Origin of the sequence: Dactylosporangium vinaceum (assembly GCF_019904175.1) — a bacterium.
GTDB lineage: Bacteria > Actinomycetota > Actinomycetes > Mycobacteriales > Micromonosporaceae > Dactylosporangium > Dactylosporangium vinaceum.
In genome coordinates this window covers 4,914,344-4,936,489 of record NZ_CP061913.1, presented here as the reverse complement: position 1 = coordinate 4,936,489, position 22,146 = coordinate 4,914,344, and the positions used below count along the sequence as shown (strand labels likewise).

Here is a 22,146-nt window from a genome sequence, read left to right as displayed (position 1 = left end):
GAGCGAACGGGTGTGCACGCTCCCGGCCACGCTGGGCCGCCACGGCGGCTCGGCCACCGTCGTGCTCGACGACCGGGACGTGTCGCGCCGCCACGCCCGGCTCGACCTCACCGGCGACGAGCTGGTCCTGTCCGACCTCGGCAGCACCAACGGGACGTTCGTCAACGACGAGCGGATCACCCGGCGGGTCCTGGTGCCCGGTGACCGGCTGCGCATCGGGCGCTTCGAGCTGGCCTGGTCGTTCATCGACCCCGACGCGACCGAGCTCATCGACCCCGGCCAGCTGACCGCGCTGCGCCCCCTGGCCCCGGGGCGGGTCGCGGCCCGGCGGGTGGTCGAGGAGGCCGAGGCGCACAACCGGCGGGCGGGCCACGAGCTCGACGGGTTCCTGTCGTTCGCGCACGGGTTCCTGCCCGCCGAGCCGCCGCTGGCGGCGTTCCCGGATTCGCACCGGGCCTGGGACGAGATGACGGGGCAGCTCCCGGCGCTGTTCCGGCGGCTGGCGCTGCGCCGGGCCTTCGACGCGCTGCCCGTGCTCGACGCCCGGCCCGAGGCGCTGCCGGACCGGTACCTGCTGCGCGCGTCGACGCTGCTGGGCGTGTTCGCGCACGCGTACCAGTACATGGCCGTCGACCCGCCGGGAACGCTCCCGGACTCGCTGCTGCGGCCGTGGACGACTGTCTCGCGGCGGCTCGGCAAGCAGCAGCCGGCCGTGTCCTACATCGACCTGTTCTTCTACAACTGGCGGCTGCGCGACCCGGCCGGCGCCCGCGCGCTGGACAACATGGACCTGCTCGTGCCCACCTGGGACAACCCGGCCGAGCGGGTGTTCTACCTGGTCACGACCGAGTTTGCGATGGGCCTGACGCCGGTGCTCGGCGCGATGGTCGCGGCGCAGGAGGCGGTCGTCGCCGACGACCCGGCCGCGCTCGAGGTGGCGCTGCTGGTGATGCTGGAGCGGCTGCAGTACGTCACCCAGCGCATCTATCCGCAGATCGACCCCAACCCGCGCTCGCGCCACCCGCTGGACCAGGTGCTGTGGGCGAAGACCGTCGGCACGGCCGGGGTCCCGATCTTCGACGGGGCGCCGAGCCCCAGCGGCACGGCGCAGCCGCACATCCACGCCATCGACGCGTTCCTCGAGCGCCGGGCCTACGGCTCGCTCGTCGGGCAGCAGAGCGTGTACCTCGCCGGCTTCTTCCCGCGCCACTGGCGCGACCTGGTCGCGGCGCTGCGCGAGGTGTCGGTGCGCCAGTACGTCGAGGAGACCCGCAACAGCGCGCTGCGCGGTGTCTACAACGCCGTCCTGGACGCGTACGCGGGCGACCGCGGCTGGATGGGGCTGCACCGGATCAAGGCGTACGGCTTCCTGGAGGTCGCCTTCAAGGTCGGCCGGCAGGTCACCACCGGGGCCCGGTTCACCGGCCTGTTCAAGGACCGCACGTGGGACAGGGTGGACGGTGAGCTCGCCGTCGTGCGCGACGAGCGCCGCCCGCCCGTCGGCCCGCCGGTCGTCTTCGGCACCGCCCGCCGCGGCCGCGTCGTCACCGGCGCGTCCGGTGCCTGGACGTGCTACCTGGACCTCGACGTCACCGGCCAGGGCGTGCACCACCAGCCCGGCGACCGCGTCGGCGTCCTCGCCGAGCACGACGACGAGTTGGTCCGCCGCACCGTCGCCGCGCTGCAGGCGACCGGCGAGGAGCTCGTCGGCCTCTCCCCCGCCTGGCGGGCCGCGGTCCAGCAGCGCTCCGGCTACGGCGACGTCGACGTGCTGCCGCTGCGCACCCTGCTGCGCTTCGCACAGCTGCGCCCGATCGGGCGGGCCGTGGCGAAGCGGCTGGTGCGGCTGAGCGCGGTCGGCTCCTGGCGGCGCATCGTCGACGCGCGCATGGAGGACCAGTGGGAGCTCTGGGACGTGCTCAACCTGCTGCACGCGGGCGGCTGGGACGTGACCCGGCTGTGGAAGGCCGCACCGGACGAGGCCGACTCCCTGTGTGCCGTGATCGCTCCCGAGCCGTTCCGGCTGTACTCGATCGCCTCCGCCCCGCCGCCCGGCCGGCCGGCGGCCACACTGCGGCTGATCGTCGCCGGCCTGGACTACACCTCGGCCCGCACGCCGTGGTCGTATCCGCGCCCGCGCCGGGGTGCCGCCTCGCACTTCCTGCGCCGGGCGAGCACCGAGGGCAGCGCGCGGCTGTCGCTGCAGATCGTGGCCACGCCCCGGTTCCGGCTGCCCGCCGAGCCGGACCGGCCGATCGTCATGTTCGCCGCCGGGTCCGGGATCGCGCCGTTCCACGGGTTCGTCGCCGCCCACCCGGGCCCCGCCCACCTGTACTGGGGTGTGCGCTCACCGGAGGAGTTCGTCGAGCACGCCGACCTCGACGCGGCCGCGGCGGCGGGCCGGCTCACCCTCGCCGTCGCGTTCTCCCGCACGGACCACGCGGTCGCCTTCGACGGGCGCCGGCACACGGTCGGCGACGGCACCCGGCGCCGGGTCGACGACCTGATCCGGGCCGGGGCCGACGCGCTGTGGGACCTCATCGGCGACCGCGGCGCCCACGTCTACATCTGCGGCAGCGCGCCGTTCGCGGTCGCGGTCGTGAAGGCCCTGGCCGGGATCGTTCCCGGTGACGGCCGGGAGTTCCTGCGCCGCCTGGTCGCCGAGGGGCGGCTGAGCGAGGACGTCTTCACCACGTACCTGGGCCACGCGCAGCAGGGTGCCCGCTTCGACATCTCCGAGCTGGCCCGGCACACGACACCGCAGGACGGCTACTGGATGGCGATCGGGGGTGCCGTCTTCGACGTCACCGAGTTCATCCACCTGCACATCGGCGGGCCGCACATCATCCGCAACCACGTCGGCCTGGACGCGACGGCCGCCTACCGCAAGGTCCTGCACCACGTCCACGCCGAGATCGACGCGCAGTTGTCGATGTACCAGATCGGGCACCTGCGCCGGCTGCGCTTCGGCTCCCGCTGGGGTGTCGTGCTCACCGAGGCCGGGCTGCGTTCGATGCCGCTGGAGGAGCTGTTCCGCACCTGGGTCCGGGTCGTCTACCTGCTGGCCGGGATGGAGAACGCGCTGTGCGCCGACTACGGCTTCACCGCGGCGACGGCGACGGCCGGTGAGGACCCGGCCGAGCTGAGCCGGTTCAAGGCCCAGTACGTCGTCGAGTCGCACCGCCGCTTCCTGGTCAGCTACCTGGACGGCCTGCTGCACGACGACCTGCGCACGCTGTGGCAGCACACCGTCGGCTTCTGCGATCCGGCGCTCGACGTGCGCACCTACGACACGGACCTGGCCGCGCTCGACGCCCGTGCGGACACCGCGCTCGTGCGCTTCTCGGTCGGCGCCGTGCAGGAGTCCGTCCAGACCGGCGACGATTTCGCGCACGCCGCGGCGCTGTGCCGCGCGTATGCGCACGCCGACGTGCAACTGCTGCGCGACGTGAAGCACGCCGTGCTGTCCGGTGTGCGAGCGTTCGAACAGCACGAGGCGGACGTGATCGCGCAGGCGGGCGCCACCCTGCTCGACGCGGCCCGGTCGGCGCTGGCCGCCGTCGCCGCGTACTACCAGCGCCTGGCCGCCCAGACCCGCGCCCACGGCATCACGGCCGCGACGCCCGGCGACACCCCGATCCCGCCCGACCGCGGCATCCCCGGCCACGGCGGCCCGCTCCCGCTCACCTGACGCTCGTTCGCGTGTTCATCCGTGCAGCAGCGCCCGCCACGGGACGCCCGGCCGCCGCATCGGTCGATGCGCGTTCGTGTTCATTCGTGCAGCGGCGCCCACCGGGAGACGCACGACCAACGCACGATCGACGCCCGCCCAACGCACGATCGACACGCGTTCGTGTTCATTCGTGCAGCGGTGTGCGGCGGGGGCGCACGATGCGGTGGGTGATGCGCCAGCCGTGCGCTGTGCGTTCGACGGTGTCGTCGTAGGTGACGCTGCCCGTCGTGCCGTTCGTGAGCACGCCGAAGCCCTTGGACAGTGCGCGCACCACGCCGTCGCCCGCGTCGTGCAGGACGATGTTCGTGACGTGGTGGGCGACCGGGTTGCGCTCGCCCAGGGCCAGCGCGGCCTCCCGGCCCGCGCGCAGTCCGGTCAGGACGCCGCCGCCAAGCGCCGACACGTCGTAGACGACGTCCGCGGTGAACAGCGCGGCCAGGCCGTCGAAGTCGCCGCGGTCGACCAGGTGCCCGTGCAGGTTGATCAGATCGGTGATGGCGATGCGGTCGTCGATGCTGAGAGCCACGCTCCCACCGTAAACGGGGAGCTCCCCACTTAGCAAGCGGGCGGGTCGAACAGGGCGAGCTCGGCCGGGGACGGCGGTTCGAACAGCGGCGCGTGCGACTCGAGCAGCACCGGCGGGATGACCGCGGTCGCCCACGGCGCCTCGGCGTTGCGGGCCTCCAGGCGGCGGGCCAGCTCGTCGAGCGGCACGTCCAGGAAGCGCAGCTCGACCGCCGCGCCGAGGGCCCGGGCCCCGGCCCGCTTCTCGTCGCGGTCGGCGCGCAGCCAGAAGCCCGACTCCAGGATCACGCTGCGGCCCTGGCCCAGCAGGTCCTGGGCCAGGCGCCAGAACCGGCGCTCCAGGCGGGCCCGCAGGCCGGCGTCGAACAGGTCGGCACCCAGGTCGGTCAGCCACTCGTCGGCGCACAGCCGCACCGCCGGGAGCTCGGCGGCCAGGCGGCGGGCCAGCGTGGTCTTGCCGGAGGCGGGCAGGCCGCACAGGAGGACGAGCGTCGCGCGCCGGTGCGCAGCGCCGATGATAAGGGCGTGCGGTAAGGGCCGGCCGGCCGTAGGGTGCTGTACTCGTGGGCAGAGTGATCGAGACAGCGGCACCGCCACGACTGGGGTCGCCGTTCCGGTGGCTGCTCGCCTCCTCGTGGACGAGCAACCTCGGCGACGGGATCGCGGTCGCCGCCGCGCCGCTGCTTGTCGCCTCGCTCACCGACAACGCGTTCCTGGTGTCGCTGGCGGCGCTGCTGCGGTGGGCGCCGCCGCTGGTGTTCGGGCTCTACGCCGGGGTGCTGTCGGACCGGCTCGACCGGCGGCGCATTGTGATGGCCGCGGACGGGCTGCGGGCGCTCGTGCTGGCCGGGGTCGTCGCGCTGATGGTCGCCGACCGGCTGCCGGTGGTGCTCGCGCTCGTCGCGATCGGGCTGCTGTCCATCGGTGAGGTGTTCGCCGACAACGCCGCGGCGACGCTGGTGCCGACGCTCGTGCACCGCGACGACCTGGTGCTCGCCAACGCGCGGATCGGGTTCGGGTTCATCGCCCTCAACCAGCTCGCCGGGCCCGCCATCGGGGCCGTGCTCTTCGCGGCCGGCAGCCTGTGGCCGTTCGCCGCCGAGTGCGCGTTGGTGGCGGCCGGAGTACACCTCATGGCCCGGGTCGTCATGCCCTCGTCCGGCGACACCGCCGGCGAGCGACCGGCCGGCGGCTGGCGCGCCGTGGCCGAGGGCGTGCGGTGGACAGTGCACCACCCGGCCGTGCGCACGCTCGCGCTCACCATCCTCGTCTTCAACTTCACGTTCGGCGCGGCCTGGTCGGTGCTCGTGCTCTACGCGCAGGAGCGCCTCGGCCTCGGCCCGTCCGGCTTCGGGCTGCTCACGACGCTCAGCGCGGCCGGCGGGCTGCTCGGCACCGGCATGTACGGGTGGCTCACCCGTCGGGTCAGCCTCGGCAACATCATGCGGGCCGGCCTGATCATCGAGACCCTCACGCACCTGGCGCTGGCGCTCACGACGTCGGCGTGGGTCGCGTCGGCGGTGTTCGTCGTCTTCGGTGCGCACGCGTTCGTCTGGGGCACGACCTCGACCACCGTGCGCCAGCGGGCGGTGCCGCCCCATCTGCAGGGGCGCGTCGGCAGCGTCAACACGATAAGCGTGTTCGGCGGTCTGGTCGTCGGTTCGCTCATCGGGGGTACCCTCGCCGCCCGCGTCGGCACCACGGCGCCCTTCTGGTTCGCGTTCGGCGGCTCGGCCGTGTTCGTGGTGCTGCTCTGGCGCGAGCTGACCCGCATCGCCCATGCGGACGCCCCAGCGGTATGACCCATTTCTTATATCGAGCTTTGTCCATGTCGTTCGTACCATTCCCCCATGTTGCGAAAGCTTTTGGCCGCCTTGACGGCGGCCGCCGCGCTCATCGCCGTCCTGCCCGGCAACGCCGGGGCGAGCGTGCCGCGGGAGTCGGTCGTCGGCGGCACCCGCGCCGCTCAGGGCGAGTTCCCGTTCATGGTGCGCCTGTCGATGGGCTGCGGCGGCTCGCTGTACTCCAGCCGCCTGGTCCTGACGGCCGCGCACTGCGTGAGCCGGACCGGGACCAACACGAGCATCACCGCCACCCTCGGCGCCGTCGACCTGCAGTCGTCGAGCCGGATCACGGTGAAGTCGAACTACGTGTACCGCGCGCCCGGCTACAACGGCAACGGCAAGGACTGGGCCCTGATCCGCCTGGCCACGCCGGTCACCGGCCTGGCCACGCTCCCGATCGCCACCGGCACGGCGTACAACACCGGCAGCTTCACGGTCGCCGGCTGGGGCGCGGCGACGGAGGGCGGCGCCCAGCAGCGCTACCTGCTCAAGGCCACCGTCCCGTTCGTCCCCGACGCCACCTGCGACAACTCCTACCCGGACCTGGTCGCGAGCGACGAGATCTGCGCCGGTTACACCGCGGGCGGCGTCGACACCTGCCAGGGCGACTCGGGCGGCCCGATGTTCCGCCGCGACGCCCAGAACGCCTGGATCCAGGTGGGCATCGTCAGCCGGGGCAACGGCTGCGCCCGCCCCAACTACCCGGGCGTCTACTCCGAGGTGAGCACGTTCGCCTCGGCCATCGCCGCGGCCGCCGCCTCGCTGGGCGGCTGACCGGGCATTCCCACCGGGCGTTCCCACCGGCCGGCCGAGCAGGCGCCGGCCGGTGGGAACGTTCACAGACCGGGCAGCGCCGGCTGTTCGGTGGCGTCGTAGACGGGGCGGCCGTCGGCGTCGGTGCGCACGCCCGCGGTGAGGCGGTGGGGCTGCTGCTGGCCCGGCCCGAGGAGGTGCGAGACGGTCCCGCCGCGCAGGACCAGGGCATCGGCGATCAGCATGCGATGGCAGTGCCACCAGAGAGTCTCGGCGCACATGACGGCGGGCCGGCCCGGGCCGCGCAGCAGCTCGTCGATCGCCGTGCGGAACGCCGCGGTGTCCATGTGGTCGGCGTAGCCGACGAAGGCGGCGTTGCGCAGCGCCGTGTGCCGGGAGCCGGGCCGGGCACTGCGCCGGCCGCCCAGGACCTCGCCGGCCCAGGTGTACTCCACGCCGGCCCCCCGCACCGCCGAGGCGAGCTCGTCGCGGCCGAACTGCGGGTGCCGGCGCGACCCCGGGAAGCGGCGGACGTCGACGAGCGTGGCGACCTGCGCCTCGGCCAGGATCGCCAGGAACGCGTCGATCGTCCGGGCCCCGTGCCCGATGGTCCAGACCCGCACCCGCCCCACGCTACCCCGGGATGTCAGGATCGACGCATGGCGACGGGGTTCACGATCGGGGACGGCTACGCGATGTACCGCGGGCCCGTCGGCGACAGCGCCCCGCACCGGCACGCCGCGTTCCAGATCGCCGTCGGCGTGGGCGGTGACGTGGCCGTGCGGGACGGCGCCGGGACGGTGCACCGGGGTGCGGCGCTCGTGGTGGCGCCGATGGTGGCACACCGGCTGCTGGCCGCCGATGACGTGCTCACCTACTTCGTGGAGCCGCAGTCCGCGTTCGCGGATCGGCTTCGCCGGACGTACACCCGCGGCATCGTCGTTGCTCCTGACCTGGTGGCGGTGCCGGAGGGTGACGTCGGGCCGGCCAGCGTGCGGCCCTCCGGGCAGCTCGATCCGCGGCTCGCGCGGGCGCTGCGGACGCTGCTGGAGCGCAACGTGGCGATGCCCGCGCTCGCGGCGGAGGTGGGGCTGTCCACGCAGCGGCTGCGGGCCCTGGCGCGCGAACAGGCCGGGATGCCGCTGCCGCGCTGGCGGCTCTGGGTGCGGCTGCGCCGGGCGGCCGCGGCGCTGCAGGCCGGGCGGTCACCGGCCGGTGCGGCGGCCGCGGCCGGGTTCGCCGACCAGGCGCACCTGACCCGGGCCATGCGCGACATGATGGGGCTCACGCCAGCGGCGGTCGTCCCCGTGCTACGTAGATCGAGATCGAGCCGGTGACGGTCGGGATCACCGCCGCCTCGCGGACGTCGGTGAACCCGGCCCCGGCGATCAGCCCCGGCAGCGCGCCGTCCGCGTTGGGCTGGGTGTCCGCCTTGCCGTCGGCGAACTGCACGGTGCGAAACGCCAGGCGCATGAGGCGGGTGCGCTGCAGGCCGTAGTCGGCGATGACGAGCCGGCCGCCGGGGCGCAGCACCGACGCCATCGACGCGAGGATCGCGCGCTTCACCGGGACCGGGCACTGGTGCAGCACCAGGCTCGACACGACCGTCGAGGCCGCACCGACGAGGTCGCGCAGGTTGTCGCCGCGGCCCTGGACGAACCGCACCGTCGGCGCCTTGCGCCGGGCCACGGCGAGCATCTGCGGGTCGGGGTCCACGCCGACGATGTGGGCCCGCGGCTCAACCTCGGCGAGCAGCCGGGCCAATGAGCCGGTGCCGCAGCCGACGTCCACGATCACGTCGTCCGGCCCCGGCGCGGCGTGCCGGGCCGTCAGCGAACGCCAGCGCCGCTCCCGGGTCAGCGCGACCACGGCGTCGTAGTAGCGGGTCGGGGCCAGGCGGCCGAGTGCGGGCGTGAAGGTGTCGTCGCTCATGCCCGCAGTCTCGGCCGCCCGGCACCCGGGCGTCTTGAACAAAGCGCTTACAGGATGCCCCGCGCGTGGAAGGCGGCGCGGACCTGGTCGGCGGCGCCCTGGCCGTACAGGGCCCGGGCCGTCTTCACCGTCGTGCGGGCCGCGGCCGGCATCGTGGTGTTGGGATCGAAGCAGAACTGCGCCTCGAGGATCACCCGGTTGGCCCTCGTGCGGCCGAGCGCGTGGTTGATGTCGAACAGCGCCCGCGACCAGATCTCGCCGTCGGCGTGGACCTCGCCCTCCAGGTCGGCCGGGTACATCTTGGTCCCGTCGGTGCGGCGCAGGCAGTGCGGGACGTCGTCGGTGTAGGAGGTCGAGTCCCAGTCGGCGATGCAGGCCAGCGGCGTACGGGCGGTGTCGGGGCTGTTCGCCTGCGACATCGTGAACGCCCAGTAGTCGCCGAAGCCCTCGCCGATGGAGCCGGCCTCGAGGTCCACCTCGCTCTCGCCGAAGCCGGGGACCTGGTCGTCCTGGATCGCGTGGCCGTACTCGTGCCAGATGACCTCGATGTCCTCGGCGTCGTCGACGCCACCGGTGCCGAACGTGATGCCGTCGGTGTCCGGGTCGTAGAACGAGTTGTCCTCGTCGAAGCCGGTCGTGGCGTAGTCCTGCGGCTCGTTGTTCACGTCACGGAAGCCCAGCGCGTGGATGTACTCCTGCGCCGAGGTGATGCCGTGATACCCCATCACCTGCTCGAACCCGCGCTGCGACCGGTTGTAGTCGAACTCGCGCTTCGCCGAGCGGACCGGGTCCGCGCTGATGTTGTTCGCGTAGTCGCCCTGCAGCGTCGTGCCGCGCCCGTCCAGGTGGGTGAGCGCGACCTTGCGGTACGCCCGGCGCAGCCCCGGGACGTCGGCGTCGTCCTGGTCGGTGAGCGACTCGTTCTGGGTGGCCACGACCGGGTTCGGGTCGAACACCGTGCCGGTCCCGGTCGCCTCCTTGACGAGGTTCTGCTCCTTGAGCGTGGCCCCGCTGCCGGCGTCGAGCACGGTGCGGACCGTGCCGTGCCCGGTCCGCGTGACGACGACCCACGTGAGCCGGGCCGGGTTCCCGGGCAGCACGGCCAGCTCGGACCGCGCCGCCGCCTGCCCGCCGTTGCGCCCGGCCACGGAGGCCCGCGCGTGCTCGGCCGCCACGGCCGGCGTCTGCGTCGCGAGCCCGTGCACGTCGAGGCGCCCGTCCTGCACTGTCACCTCGCCGGTGGCCGCGTCGGTGTGCGTGGCGTAGAACCCGCCGAGCACGGGCAGCCCGCGGTAGAGCTGCTGGTACCAGGTGTGCGTACCCAGCAGCGACTGCCGCACCTGCACCGTGCGCAGCCCGTCCGGCACCGCCGGCGCCGCCTGCGCCGCCGTCCCCGCACCGGCGACCACCATCACCCCACCGGCCACTCCGGCCAGCCATTGAACCGCACGTCGATACATCCCGTCAGGCTAGGCCCGCGTCATGATCTATTTGCATTGCTGGATGTACTGCGAGGGCTCAGACGAGGGGAGGCGGACGACCTCCGGGCGGCGCGGCGCAGCCCGGCGCGGTGGCGGCCCGGCCGGGCGCGTGGTGCGCCGGTGGCCGCCCCGTGATCAGCCGCGGAAGTCGGGCGAGACGGCCATCTCGGCCAGCTGCTGGTCGGTGAAGACCGGCTGGTCGTGCGGGCCGCGGGGACTCTGCTGCACGGACACCGCCCGGTCGTCGGCGACCCAGACCGCCCGGACCTCGCGGGGGACGTTGCCCTTGCCACCGCGCCACGTCACCGCGATCGGGGTGCCGGTGCTCGTGGTGAGGACCGTGCAGCCGTCGTAGGAGCCGGCCGCCGCGTAGGCGGCCGTGCACAGATCGCCGGGGCCGGGCCCGCCGTAGTCGGTGAACGAGGAGACCCGCAGCGTGACGACCTGGCCGTCGCGGTGGACGTCGAGGCCGATCCAGTAGAGCCAGCCGGTCTGCTGCCAGCCCTCCACCATCGCGAACCGGGTGCGCGGATCGTCCGGCATGGTGTAGCCGGCCGGCACCGCCCCGGTGAGCGCGGCCAGCATGGCGTCGGCGCGCTGCTGCTGGGCCGCCGGGACCCCGGACACCGGGCGACCGGTGGGTGACTTGACCGGCCGCGGACTGTCACCGCCGGCGGCGGCCGGGCTGCTCGCGGTGGCGGCGCTCGGGGTGCCCTGGGTGCTCTGGGTGCCCGGACCGGCGACGGGTGCCGGGCCGCCGGGTGCCGAGAGGACCGGGGTCAGGACCGCCACCGCGGCGAGCGCGGCCAGCCCGCTCCCGCCGGCCCACCACATCCGCCGGCGGCCGCGGGCCCGATGCCCGGCCGCGAGCATCGCCTCCCGGGTCGGCGGCGGCGGCCCGGCCTCGCCGGCCACCCGCAGCAGCAGATCCCGTACGTCGTTGTCGCGCATCGTCACTCCTTGCCTACGGAAGCGTTGTCGGGCACGCCGAGACGGCGCCGCAAGGTCTCCAGCCCGCGGGCGGCCTGGCTCTTCACCGTGCCGGGCGAGATCCCGAGGACCTCCGCGGTCTCCTCGACCGACAGGTCCTCCCAGAACCGCAGCACCAGCACCGCCCGCTGGCGGGCCGGCACCGCCGCCAGCGCGCGGCGCAGCAGCAGGCGGTCGTCGACCCGGCCGGTTGCGGCCGGCGACGCCGGGTCGAGGTCGGCGAACTCGGCCGTCGGCCGCTCCCGCCGCCACGGCCGGCGGCGCTCGTCGAGGAACACCCGCAGCAGCGTGCGCCGCACGTACCGGTCGACCGGCTCCTTGCGCTGGATCCGCGGCCAGGCCAGATACAGCTTGGTGAACGCGGTCTGGGTGAGGTCGTCGGCCAGGTGCCAGTCCCCGCACAGCAGGTAGGCCGTGGCCCGTAACGATGCACCCCGGGCGGCGTAGTAGTCGCCGAACTCCTGATCGCGGCTCGTGCCCGATCCCATGCAGCCTCCCTCGTCCCTGACGCCAATACTCACGGAGCGGACCGGGCGGGGGGTTGCAACGAATTTGCGGACGGCTGCGCCGCCCATACCGGGTGCGTGCGTGCGGACGAGCCCCGCGACGCCGCGGAGGCCGCTGCGGCGCTCGAGCACCGCGCGCGTGAGCTGCGCCGGCGGCACGGGTTCCTGCACCGGCCCGGCGGCGGGGCGCCTACCGGGGCCGGCGGTTGAGCACCAGCAGGATCACGGTGAGCGCGGCCGCCTCGGCGGCCGCGGTGGCGGCGGCGGTGCCGAGGGGGCCGAACAGCGGGACCAGCCCGGCGACCGCGACCGTGCACAGCCCGGCCAGCACGGCCATCGCCCGGGTCGCGCGGCTGTACTCGCCGTCGCCCATCCAGTTGAACAGCACCGCCCGGTTCACCGCCATGAACGGCAGGGCCAGCATGAACACGGCCAGCCAGGTGGCGGCCGCGCGGTGCGGCAGGGAGAGCACGGTGCCGGTCAGGAACGGCGACAGCACGGCCACGCCCAGCGCCATCGGCACCGCGCAGGCCAGGGCGACGGCGATGGAGAAGCCGGCCGGGTGGGCCGAGTCCTCGATGCCGAGGCGGCTGCGGGCCCGGGCGACCATCGGGACCTGCAGCGCCGACTGGACCACGCCGCCGATGGCCTGGTAGGCGGTGACGATCGCGCCGAAGCTGCCCATCACGGCCGGGGTGGCCAGCAGGGACAGCAGCAGGGTGCCGGCCCGGGCGACGTAGAGCTCGCCGAGGGAGTAGCCGAACAGGTGGCGGCTGGAGCGGTAGCCGGCGAACGCCCGCCTGAACGACAGGCCGCGGACCAGGTCGGAGCGCAGTGAGCCGTGCTTGCCCAGGACCAGCTCGCCGACGAGCAGCTGGGCCAGGCCGGCGGTGGCCAGGGAGACGGTCAGCGGGACGCCGAGCAGCACCATGACCAGCGACGCCGCCTTGCTCGTGCAGACCAGCACGGCGTTGGCCAGGAAGCGCATCCGGCGGCTGAAGTCGGACTGCTGCAGCGTCGACAGCGCGTTGCCGAGCGCGACGACGCCCGCCGCGACGAGCGCGTTCACCGTGTAGCCGCGCGAGCCGTAGAACGCGCCGACCGCGACGATGCCCAGCAGGAGCCCGGGGACCACGACGAGCATCCACTGGCTGCGCACGAGGGCGCGCTGCTCCTCGGTGCCGTTGAGGTAGAGCAGCACCGAGCCGCCGCTCAGCAGGATCAGCACGAAGGCCAGGGCCGAGGTCATCACCGTGTACGCGGCGATCTCACCGGTCTGGCCCAGCTTCGCGCACAGGGCGAGCAGGGCCGCGCTGAGCAGCCCGTTGGCGACCACGGCCCCGGCCGCGATCGCCGAGTTGCGGGCGAGCGAGCGGATCCCGGCCGGCGCCTGCGGCTCGGAGGCGGGGACCGGCGGGGCGTCGGTGGCCGGCTCGGGCATGCGGCGAACCTAGCAGGCGCCGTCAGGCCGCGTCCGGTGGCTCGCCCGGCGGCAGCATCAGCTCACGCAGGAGGGTGAGGTCGATGGCGGGTGAGCCGGCCGGCTGCGGGTTGCGCTGGGCCTCGCCGAGGTGGGCCGCGACCAGCCGGTGGACCCCCTCGGCGTCGCCGGCCTCGATCAGCTCCAGGATGCGGCCGTGCTCCGCGCCGGCCGCGCGGCGCTGCCGCAGCGGCACCGCGTGCGGCGCCGTGCGCCCGGCCCAGCTCTGCTCGTGGCTCGACCACAGCGCCTCCAGCGCCCCGGCCAGCACGATCAGCGGCGGGTTGCCGCACAGCGCGACGAGGGCCTCGTGGAAGCGCCGGGACACGCCGACGACGGCGGGCAGGTCGGCGATGCTCGTCAGGTACTCCTCGTGCAGCGCCCGCAGCCGCGGCACGACCGTGCGCGCACGGTCCGGCCGGGCCGCGCACAGTGCGGCGCACGCCGGCTCGACGTGGCGCAGGGCCGCGGCCACGTCGGCGATGTCCGAGCGCTGGGCGGCCAGGACCAGGCCCAGGTTGTAGCCGAGGTTCGCCGGGGACGGGCGGTGCACGACGGCACCGCCGAGCCGCCCCCGGCGAATCGTGATCAGACCCTCGGCCTCCAGAATGCGCATGGACTCGCGCAGGGTGGGCGCGCTTACCGAGTACCGCCGCAGCAGCTCCTCGGCCTTCGGCAACGGATCGCCGTCGCCCAGCTCGCCGCTGATGATCTGCGCCCGGACCCGGTCGGCGATCTGCTCGGCGAGCCGATGGACACGTATCCGGGGCTCCACGCAGCCGACCTTAGTAGGCGTCCGGGTCCTGCTGCACGGCGGCCGGGACCGGGTGGCGGTACAGCACCGACGCGTTCTCCCACGTCATCTTGCGCACGTCGGCCGCGGGCAGGCCGCCGATCTCCTCCTCGATGGTGCGCTGGGTGTGCGGCCAGGTCGAGTCGCAGTGCGGGTAGTCCTGCTCCAGCAGGATGTGCTCGACGCCGATCACGTCACGCAGCGCGAACGACGACGGGTCCTCGACGGCACAGAAGTAGAAGTTGCGCAGCAGGACCTCGGCCGGCGTGCGGTCGATGCCCTTCCACGTCCCGTACATCGCGTGGTAGCTGAGCATGTGGTTGAGCCGGTCGACCAGGCCGGGCACCCAGCCGATCCCACCCTCCGACAGCACGATCTTGATATCCGGGAAACGGACCGGGATCCGGCTGTACAGCCAGTCGACCGCCGAGAACATGGAGTACCCGAAGAACAGCACCCCCACCACGTCCGGCGGCGCGTCCGGTGCCGTCGACGGCGACGTGCCGGAGGAGCCGATGTGCAGGTTCACCACCGTGCCGGTCTCGGCACAGGCCCGCATGATGGGGTCCCAGTGGCCGGTGTGCAGCGACGGCAGCCCGAGCATGTGCGGCGCCTCGCTGAACGTGACGGCCTTGAACCCGCGCTCGGCGTTGCGGTAGATCTCCTGGGCGCCGACCTGCGGGTCGAGGAAGTACGGCAGCTGGCACGGGATCATCCGGTCCGGGTACGCGCCCGACCACGCCTCGATGTTCCAGTCGTTCCAGGCCCGGGTGGCCGCGAGCGCGAGCTCGGCGTCCTTCGTGGACAGTTGCAGGCGCTGCCCGGCGAAGCCCGGCAGGAAGGACGGGAAGCACAGGGACGCGTACACCCCCGACAGGTCCATGTCCCGGATGCGCTCGTGGATGTCCCAGGAGCCGCGGCGCATGTCGTCGAAGCGGCACGGCTCCATGCCGTACTCGTCGACCGGCCGCCCGACGACGGCGTTGAAGCCGACGTTCGGGAACTCCTGGCCGTCGTACACCCACACGTGGCTGCCGTCCCGCTCGACGACGTGCGGGGCCTGCTCGGCGTACTTCGCGGGCATCCGGCCCGCGAACGCGTCCGGCGGCTCGACGATGTGGTCGTCGACGGAGATGAACGTGTACTTGCGCTCCTGCCGCGGCGGGTCGGGCAGGAACGTCACCTTGCCGCGGTCGGCGGTGGTGAACCCGGTGTTCTTGAGCAGTTCGTCGATCGATGCCATGGGGTGGGGTGTCCTTTCCGGCGGCTATTCGAGTACGTCGGGTTCGCGGCGCAGGAGCTTGCGCACGGCGCCGGCCCAGAACACGTCCGAGCCCCGCTCCAGCAGCGACTGCTTCATGCCCTGCCGCAGCCCGGGTGCGATGGCGAGGGGGTCCCGGCCGAGCAGCATGACGTCGTACGCGAGCCGGCACGCCCGGTCGATGCTCGCCGAGCGGTAGGTCGCCTCCTGGATCGTCGGCGCGGTCACGATGATCCCGTGGCTGGCCAGGATCACCACGGACTTGTCGCCGATCTGCTGCGCGAGGTCGGCCCCGAGCGCCGCGTCGTCCACCTCGCCGGTGTACTCGTGCACGAACGCCAGGTCACCGTCGTACATCGACCCGGTCTGGTGCACGATCGCCGGCAGCACGCCGACGGCCGCGAGCACCGTGACGTGGTACGGGTGGTTGTGCACGACGACCCGGGCGTCGGGCCGCACCCGGTGCAGTTCCGTGTGGATGTGGAACGCGGGCGTGACGTCCCAGCGCCCCGCCTTGGGCGTGCCGTCACGGTCGACGACGCACAGGTCGGAGGCGGACACCTCGTCCCACCACAGCCCCCACGGATTGATCCACATGTCGCCGTCGTCGTTCTTGAGCATCGTGATGTGCCCGGCGATGTTCTCGCTGAACCCGCTGTGCGCCAGGATGCGGAACGCACAGGCGAGCGCCTGCGCGTCGGTGAGCTCCACCCCGATGGGCGGGGTGACCCTGGGCGCCCAGACGGCGGTTCCGCCCGGCTTGGCCGTTTCCGCCACCGTCGTCACGTCGTCACCACCTCCGTTGACTAAATCTTTTAAAAGATTTAGCAACAGCGGGAGAAGAAAAGCAAGCAATCGCTTGGTTGGCTTTTTTGGGGGTACCGCCGCCCCGTCAGTCGGCGTACGGATGGCTGGGCGCGAGCGGCAGTGCGGCCAGCTCGCCGACGCCGGCCGGGCGCAGCCGGATGCCGGCCGGGGCGGTCCACGTGGAGCCCGCGCCGATCTGCGGGACGATCGCCAGCTCATAAGTGCCGTCGACGACTGTCACGCCGTAGCGCCCCGCCTGTGCACTGACCGCGCACGGCGCACAGCGCGTGACAGTCACCGACAGCGCGACCGGCCCGTCCAGGCTCACCGTGAGCACACGCCCGTCGCCGCGGGCGGCGACCGGCCGGTAGCCCGGGATCTCGGGCAGCACGTGCGGCGCCGCCGCATACGAGTCCCGGCGCCAGCGGGGCTGGGCGGCGTCGTCGTAGGCGATCATCAGCGGCGCCGCGGCCACGACGAGCACGGCGGCGGCGACCCGCACCGGGCGGGGCGCGCCGAGCCCGAACGCGACCCCGGTCCCGGCGTACATCAGCACGACGACCAGGCTCCACCCCACCCGCAGCTCGCCGACCGGCATCATCGGCCCGCCCTGCTCGGCACCGACGGCCAGCACGAGCCACACGAGCGGCGGTGCGGCGATCATCCAGGCGAGCCGCCACCGCTCGGCCCGCCGCTCAAGGGTGACGCCCACCATGAGGGCCGCGCCGAGCAGGGCGGCGCCCGCCACCACACAGGGTCCGTAGACGGCGAACACGACGAGGCCGCCGAGGTCGGCGTCGAGCTCGCCGATCAGGCCGACGACCGCCCAGACGACCGGCGCGGCGGCGACGAGGCCGAGCAGTCCGGACCGCCACCACCCGAACGGCTCGACAGGTGTCCACTCTCCCATGGCGGGCAGCATGGCAGGCCGGTCCCGCACCGCACGAGACCCGGCCCGAAACCTTCACGACTCCGCCACCCGCCGCCAGGCGGACGGGGTGGTGCCGTGGGCGCGTTTGAAGGCGACGCTGAACGCGAACGCGTCGCCGTAGCCGACGTCCCGGGCCACCGCCGCGACCGGGTCGTCGGTGGCGCGGAGCCGGTCGGCCGCGAGCGTCAGCCGCCAGCCCGTGAGGTACGCCAGGGGCGGCTCGCCGACCTGCCGGGTGAACCGGGCGGCGAACGCGGCCCGGGACAGCCGGGCCGCGGCGGCCAGCTCGGCGACCGTCCAGCGGCGGGCCGGCTCGGCGTGCAGCAGCGCCAGGGCGGTGCCGACGGCCGGGTCGGCGAGGGCCGTGTACCAGCCCGGCGGGCTCGCGTCCGGGCCCGCGCACCAGGCCCGCAGCGCGATGACGAGGACGAGGTCGAGCAGCCGGGCCAGCACCGCGTCCTGGCCGGGCTCGTCGTGCGCGGCCTCGGCGGCGAGCAGTTCGAGCACGGGCTGGGTCCGCGCGCCGGCCGGGACGATCGCGAGGGGCGGCAGCATCGCCAGGAGCCGTGCGCCCGCTCCCCCGCGGATGTCGTACGCCCCGCGCAGCATCGTCGTGGCGGCGGGGTCGCCGTCGCCGTAGGTGCGCGGGGCGAGGGTGGGCCGCTCCGGGACGGGCCGGTCCGAGCCGGCCGGATACTTGCGCCCGCCCCGCACCACGTACCGCGGCGGCGTGCCGGGGCTGTCGGCGACCGTGTGCGGGTCCGTGCCGGTGACGATCGCGATGTCGCCGGCCGTGAGCGCTCCCGGTGCCCGGTCGCCGGCCGTGACCGCCACCGGGCCGCCGAGCGCGGTGATGACCGTGAGCGGCGGCGGGTCGGCGTAGGTCATCGACCAGGGCGGGCGCTGGATGAGCCGGCGCACGGCGGCGTTGCCGGCCCGGGCCCGGTGCAGCAGGTCGCTGAGCACGTCCATCCGGCCACGGTAGACGCCGGCAAAGGTTCGCCCGACGCACGCCCATGGCCCGTCCACGCATCGGTGCGGTTGGCTTCCCGTATGGACATGCACCTGATCCTCGCCGGGACCGGCAAGACGGGCCGCCGCATCGCACAGCGGCTGCGGGCCGGCAACGTTCCCACCCGCACGGCGGCCCGCGGCGGCGCCGACGCCGGGTTCGACCTGGGCGACCCGGGCACGTGGGGGCCCGCGCTCGCCGGGGTCACCGCGGCGTACCTGGTCGAGCCGGACCTGCGCGCCGTGCGCCTGCCCGGGTTCGTCACGGCCGCGGCCGCCCACGGTGTGCGCAGGCTGGTGCTGCTGTCGGCGCCGGGTGCGGTACACCCGCAGCATCCGCTGTTCGCGGTCGAGGCGGCGGTCCGGGCCTCGGGGGCGGCGTGGACCGTGCTGCGGCCGGGCTGGTTCGCGCAGAATTTCACCGAGACCGGGTGGCGCGAGCAGCTGCTGGGCGGGGAGCTGGCGCTGCCGGCCGGGGACGGGCGCACGCCGTTCGTCGACGCCGAGGACATCGCCGATGTGGCGGTGGCCGCGCTGAGCACGGACCGGCTCGCCGGCGCGGAGCTGGGCCTGACCGGGCCGCGGGCGCTGAGCTTCGGTGCGGCGGTGTCGCAGATCGCGGCGGCGACCGGGCGCAGCATGCGGTTCGTTGACGTCGACGCCGAGACGTACGTGGCCCGCGAGGTGGCGGCCGGGACCGCGCCCGCGGTGGCCCGTATCATGGCCGGCGTGTTCACCGCGCTGCGCGAGGGCCGGGACGCGGGGCCGCAGGACGGGGTCGAGCGGGCGCTGGGCCGCCCGCCGCGCGAGTTCGCCCGGTACGTCGCCGGGATCAGGTGGTAGCAACCGGGCGGCGGCAAGAAGCAAGGGGGCAACAAAACAGCAAGGGAGAAATGTCGCCCCTTGCCACCTTTAACGTATATCAGGCCCACGGTCTTGCGGCAAGACCCGGGTCCGGGCGCAGAATCGGCAGCCGACCGACGAAACGGGGGGTGTCGTGTTCGACGTCATCGTGGCCGGGGCCGGGCCGACGGGGCTCATGCTCGCCGGTGAGCTGCGGCTGCACGGGGTGCGCACGCTCGTGCTGGACCGCGAGCCGGAGCCGGTGCGGGAGGTGCGGGCGCTCGGGCTGCACGTGCGCAGCATCGAGATCATGGACCAGCGCGGCCTCCTGGAACGGTTCCTGGAGCTCGGCCGGAAGCATCCGCTGCGGGGGTTCTTCGCGGCGATCGAGAAGCCGGCGCCGCCGCTGGACTCGGCCCACGCGTATGTGCTCGGCATCCCGCAGCCGCTGACCGTGCGCATCCTGACGCAAAGGGCGGCCGAGCTGGGGGCCGAGATCCGGCGCGGGGCCGAGCTCACCGGGCTGGACCAGGACGACGAGGGCGTGACGGTGCGGCTGCGGGGCGGGGAGCGGCTGCGGGCGCGGTACGTGGTGGGGTGCGACGGCGGGCGCAGTACCGTGCGCAAACAGCTCGGCATCGGCTTTCCCGGCGAGCCCAGCCGGGTCGAGACGCTGCTCGGGGAGATGGCGGCGAGCGCGGACCCGGAGGCGATCGCGGCGGCCGTCGCCGCGGTGCGCCGGACCGAGAAGCGGTTCGGGCTCGGGCCGGTCGGCGACGGGCTGTATCGGGTCGTCGTGCCGGCGGGCGGGGCCGGCGGTGACCGGGCGGCACCGCCGACGCTGGAGGACTTCCGGCGGCAGCTGCGGGCGACCGCCGGCACGGACTTCGGGGTGCACTCGCCACGGTGGCTGTCGCGGTTCGGGGATGCGACGCGGCAGGCGGAGCGGTATCGCAGCGGGCGGGTGTTCCTCGCCGGGGACGCCGCGCACGTGCATCCGCCGACCGGCGGGCAGGGCCTCAATCTCGGCCTCCACGAGGCGTTCAACCTCGGCTGGAAGCTGGCCGCGGCGGTCGCCGGGTGGGGGCCGGCGGGGCTGCTCGACACGTATGAGGCCGAGCGGCACCCCGTCGCCGCCGACGTGCTCGTCAACACCCGGGCGCAGATGGAGCTGCTGTCGACGGAGCCCGGCCCGCTCGCCGTGCGCCGGCTGCTCACGCAGCTGATGGACTTCGACGACGTGAACCGGTACCTCATCGGCAAGGTCGTCGCCATCGACGTGCGCTACGACATCGGCGACGAGCACCCGCTGACCGGCCGCCGCGAGCCCGACCGGCCCCTGGGCGACGGCCGCCTCTATACGCGCCTGCACCGGGGCCGCGGCCTGCTGATCGACCCGGCCGGCCGGCTGTCGGTCACCGGGTGGGACGATCGCGTCGACGTGGTCGCGGACCCCGGTCAAGCGCCGGATGCCGCGGCTGTACTGCTACGGCCCGACGGGCACCGAGCCTGGACCGGCACCGATCAGCGCGAGCTGGCCGACCGGCTGCGGCGGTGGTTCGGTGCCCCGGCCCGCTAGAACGGCACCTTGAGCGCGAGGATCCGCCGGTCCGTGGTGAGCACCACGGCCACGCCGCCCGCGATGTCGGCGGTGGCGTCGAACGAGTAGTCGCTGTCGCCCATGGCCACGGCCTGGGTGTAGCGCAGCGACTCGACGTCGAGCACCGACACGCCGCTCTTGAGGATGCCCGGCGCGCTCACCTCCAGCACGGCGTAGCGGCCGGCCGCGGCGAGTGGCTTGACGTCCAGATCGCGCTGGAGCAGGCGGGTCTTGTCCCAGGTGGCGGCGTCGCGGATGACCGTGCCGGCCACGACGGTGCTGCCGAGGATACGCCGGTCCAGCGGCGTGAAGGCGGTGGCGTCGAAGTCGGTGGCGTCCGGGTTCGTCTTGCCGGTGGTGACGTCGATCGGGCGCACCAGGCTCTTGTCGCCGGCGGGGACGCTCAGGCACAGGGCGCTCGCCCCGCACATGCCGTAGTTGAGCGCCCGCCCGGAGACCCGCCACCGCTCGGTGAGCGTGGTGAGGTCGTACGCGGTGGTCGTCGTGCCGAAGCTGCCGATGACCAGCCCGCCGGTCACGACCATCCACGTCCACCGCTCGATCTTCTTCTGCACCCGCAGCTTGCCGGTGGCGCCGTCGAGGACGTGGACGACGCCGCGGTTGTCGTTGAACACCAGCGTGCCCGGGTCGGCGACGAGCGAGGTGCGCAGGGTCGTCTCGCCGCGCTCACTCAGCTCCCCCGGGTGCCGGTACGGGACCGGCCCGGTGTTCGGCCCGCCGGGCCAGCTGACGCTCACCGCGAGCAGGGCGGTGCCGGCGTCGTCGACCGGGTACGTCCAGGCCGCCTTGCCGGTCTTCAGGTCCTGCCGCTCGACGACGGAGCTGCTGCGGCTGTCGCCGTCGTGGGCCAGGATGACGGAGCCGTCCGCGATCGCCGCGTATGCCGTCTGGTCCTGCTTGCCTTCCCGCTTCGACAGCTCCTTGCCGTCGCCTGTGGACAGTGCCCGCTGGGTCAGCACCATCGGCGTGCGGCTCTTGTCGACGACGTCGACGAGCAGCACGTCACCGACGAGCGTCAGCCGGGCGTCCTCGACCCGTGGATCGAGCCCGAGCGACACCTCCCAGGCGTGCCCGCCGCCCTTGATCGCGACGGCGACCACCTTGGTGCCGACGGTCGGCTGGTACGCGAGGTAGTACAGCGTCGTGCCGTCCGTGGCCAGCCGGACCAGCCCGGTGTCGCCGGGCAGTTGGAGCGCCTTGAGCTCGTCGAGCTTCCCGTCCGCCGCGGCCAGCCCGTCGAGGCGCAGGTAGTCGGCCCGCTGGGCCCGGAAGTACAGCGCACCGCCGATCGCCGCACCGCCGCAGAGGACGACCATCGTCACGACCCCGACGACCGTCCACAGCACCCAGCGCCGCCGCTTCTTGACCGGCGGCGCCCCGTACGGTGCGACGGGCGGCGGACCACTGAACGGCGCCGTCGGCGGCGGGGCGCCGAACTGGGCCGCGGGTGGTCCCGCGGGCGGTGCCGGCCAGCCGTACGCCGGCGCCTGCGGCTGCAGCGGCGGCGGTCCGTATTGGGGCGGCGGCTGTCCGTATTGGGGCTGCTGCGGCGGCGTATAGCCGGGCTGTTGCTGTCCGTGTTCGGGCTGTGGCGGTCCATAGCCGGGCTGCATCGATGTCCTCCCCCGTGCGGTG

21 protein-coding genes are annotated in these 22,146 nt (G+C 74.0%); 7 read left to right on the top strand and 14 right to left on the bottom strand.

The genetic code is table 11. From position 1 onward, the window contains the following. Positions 1-10: 10 nt before the first annotated feature. Positions 11-3,691, top strand: a complete 3,681-nt coding sequence (locus Dvina_RS22065; protein WP_223104356.1) for an FHA domain-containing protein — start codon at positions 11-13, stop codon at positions 3,689-3,691. A gap of 166 nt (positions 3,692-3,857) precedes the next feature. Here Dvina_RS22065 and Dvina_RS22060 read toward each other — a convergent pair whose 3' ends face one another. Together Dvina_RS22060 and Dvina_RS22055 are read right to left on the bottom strand one after the other, a co-directional pair. Beyond that, complete coding sequence (locus Dvina_RS22060) at positions 3,858-4,259, bottom strand: nuclear transport factor 2 family protein (protein ID WP_223104355.1); 402 nt, start codon at positions 4,257-4,259, stop codon at positions 3,858-3,860. Between the two features lie 29 nt (positions 4,260-4,288). Continuing rightward, complete coding sequence (locus tag Dvina_RS22055; RefSeq protein WP_246656365.1) at positions 4,289-4,849, bottom strand: P-loop nucleotide/nucleoside kinase family protein; 561 nt, start codon at positions 4,847-4,849, stop codon at positions 4,289-4,291. Here Dvina_RS22055 and Dvina_RS22050 point away from each other — a divergent pair. Both Dvina_RS22050 and Dvina_RS22045 read left to right on the top strand, forming a co-directional pair. Then, entirely contained in the window at positions 4,822-6,060 is a 1,239-nt protein-coding gene (locus tag Dvina_RS22050) for an MFS transporter (protein WP_223104354.1), read from the top strand. The genes Dvina_RS22055 and Dvina_RS22050 overlap by 28 nt on opposite strands. Before the next feature lie 48 nt (positions 6,061-6,108). Beyond that, a complete protein-coding gene (locus Dvina_RS22045) occupies positions 6,109-6,876 on the top strand; it encodes a S1 family peptidase (RefSeq protein ID WP_223104353.1) in 768 nt (255 codons plus the stop codon). 62 nt (positions 6,877-6,938) lie between these two features. On the opposite strand, the gene Dvina_RS22040 is transcribed toward Dvina_RS22045, so the two are convergent. Further along, positions 6,939-7,478, bottom strand: a complete 540-nt coding sequence (locus tag Dvina_RS22040) for a DUF488 domain-containing protein (protein ID WP_223104352.1) — start codon at positions 7,476-7,478, stop codon at positions 6,939-6,941. A gap of 36 nt (positions 7,479-7,514) precedes the next feature. On the opposite strand from Dvina_RS22040, the gene Dvina_RS22035 reads away from it, so the two are divergent. Further along, a complete protein-coding gene (locus Dvina_RS22035; RefSeq protein WP_223104351.1) occupies positions 7,515-8,192 on the top strand; it encodes a helix-turn-helix domain-containing protein in 678 nt (225 codons plus the stop codon). On the opposite strand, the gene Dvina_RS22030 is transcribed toward Dvina_RS22035, so the two are convergent. The 4 genes from Dvina_RS22030 to Dvina_RS22015 all read right to left on the bottom strand — a co-directional run bounded on the left by Dvina_RS22030 (position 8,140) and on the right by Dvina_RS22015 (position 11,746). Continuing rightward, complete coding sequence (locus Dvina_RS22030; protein ID WP_223104350.1) at positions 8,140-8,787, bottom strand: class I SAM-dependent methyltransferase; 648 nt, start codon at positions 8,785-8,787, stop codon at positions 8,140-8,142. The genes Dvina_RS22035 and Dvina_RS22030 overlap by 53 nt on opposite strands. 47 nt (positions 8,788-8,834) lie before the next feature. Beyond that, positions 8,835-10,247 carry a M36 family metallopeptidase gene (locus tag Dvina_RS22025; RefSeq protein ID WP_223104349.1) on the bottom strand — a complete coding sequence of 471 codons (1,413 nt, stop codon included), beginning with the start codon at positions 10,245-10,247 and terminating at the stop codon, positions 8,835-8,837. Positions 10,248-10,403: 156 nt separating this feature from the next. Then, entirely contained in the window at positions 10,404-11,219 is an 816-nt protein-coding gene (locus Dvina_RS22020) for a hypothetical protein (RefSeq protein ID WP_223104348.1), read from the bottom strand. Between the two features lie 2 nt (positions 11,220-11,221). Continuing rightward, entirely contained in the window at positions 11,222-11,746 is a 525-nt protein-coding gene (locus Dvina_RS22015; RefSeq protein ID WP_223104347.1) for a SigE family RNA polymerase sigma factor, read from the bottom strand. 96 nt (positions 11,747-11,842) lie between these two features. Here Dvina_RS22015 and Dvina_RS55245 point away from each other — a divergent pair, with 96 nt between their 5' ends. Next, a complete protein-coding gene (locus tag Dvina_RS55245) occupies positions 11,843-11,974 on the top strand; it encodes a hypothetical protein (protein WP_281428398.1) in 132 nt (43 codons plus the stop codon). Here Dvina_RS55245 and Dvina_RS22010 read toward each other — a convergent pair. From Dvina_RS22010 to Dvina_RS21985, 6 genes are all read right to left on the bottom strand, one after another. Beyond that, entirely contained in the window at positions 11,955-13,205 is a 1,251-nt protein-coding gene (locus Dvina_RS22010; protein WP_223104346.1) for a lipopolysaccharide biosynthesis protein, read from the bottom strand. The genes Dvina_RS55245 and Dvina_RS22010 overlap by 20 nt on opposite strands. Positions 13,206-13,227: 22 nt before the next feature. After that, positions 13,228-14,019 carry a FadR/GntR family transcriptional regulator gene (locus tag Dvina_RS22005; RefSeq protein ID WP_223104345.1) on the bottom strand — a complete coding sequence of 264 codons (792 nt, stop codon included), beginning with the start codon at positions 14,017-14,019 and terminating at the stop codon, positions 13,228-13,230. A gap of 10 nt (positions 14,020-14,029) precedes the next feature. Continuing rightward, positions 14,030-15,280 (bottom strand): amidohydrolase family protein, encoded by a 1,251-nt coding sequence (locus Dvina_RS22000; RefSeq protein ID WP_223104344.1) that lies wholly within the window; start codon positions 15,278-15,280, stop codon positions 14,030-14,032. A gap of 24 nt (positions 15,281-15,304) precedes the next feature. Beyond that, positions 15,305-16,084 (bottom strand): class II aldolase/adducin family protein, encoded by a 780-nt coding sequence (locus tag Dvina_RS21995; protein WP_223104343.1) that lies wholly within the window; start codon positions 16,082-16,084, stop codon positions 15,305-15,307. Positions 16,085-16,190: 106 nt separating this feature from the next. Continuing rightward, positions 16,191-17,015, bottom strand: a complete 825-nt coding sequence (locus Dvina_RS21990) for a hypothetical protein (RefSeq protein ID WP_223104342.1) — start codon at positions 17,013-17,015, stop codon at positions 16,191-16,193. A gap of 54 nt (positions 17,016-17,069) precedes the next feature. Continuing rightward, positions 17,070-18,008, bottom strand: a complete 939-nt coding sequence (locus tag Dvina_RS21985) for an AraC family transcriptional regulator (protein ID WP_223104341.1) — start codon at positions 18,006-18,008, stop codon at positions 17,070-17,072. A gap of 81 nt (positions 18,009-18,089) precedes the next feature. Here Dvina_RS21985 and Dvina_RS21980 point away from each other — a divergent pair, with 81 nt between their 5' ends. Together Dvina_RS21980 and rox are read left to right on the top strand one after the other, a co-directional pair. Then, the gene (locus tag Dvina_RS21980) at positions 18,090-18,890 is read left to right on the top strand and encodes an NAD(P)H-binding protein (RefSeq protein ID WP_223104340.1); all 801 of its coding nucleotides are present in this window, start codon (positions 18,090-18,092) and stop codon (positions 18,888-18,890) included. Between the two features lie 154 nt (positions 18,891-19,044). Next, positions 19,045-20,469 carry a rifampin monooxygenase gene (gene rox / locus Dvina_RS21975; protein WP_223104339.1) on the top strand — a complete coding sequence of 475 codons (1,425 nt, stop codon included), beginning with the start codon at positions 19,045-19,047 and terminating at the stop codon, positions 20,467-20,469. Here rox and Dvina_RS21970 read toward each other — a convergent pair. After that, entirely contained in the window at positions 20,466-22,124 is a 1,659-nt protein-coding gene (locus tag Dvina_RS21970) for a hypothetical protein (protein ID WP_223104338.1), read from the bottom strand. The genes rox and Dvina_RS21970 overlap by 4 nt on opposite strands. Positions 22,125-22,146: the final 22 nt, after the last annotated feature.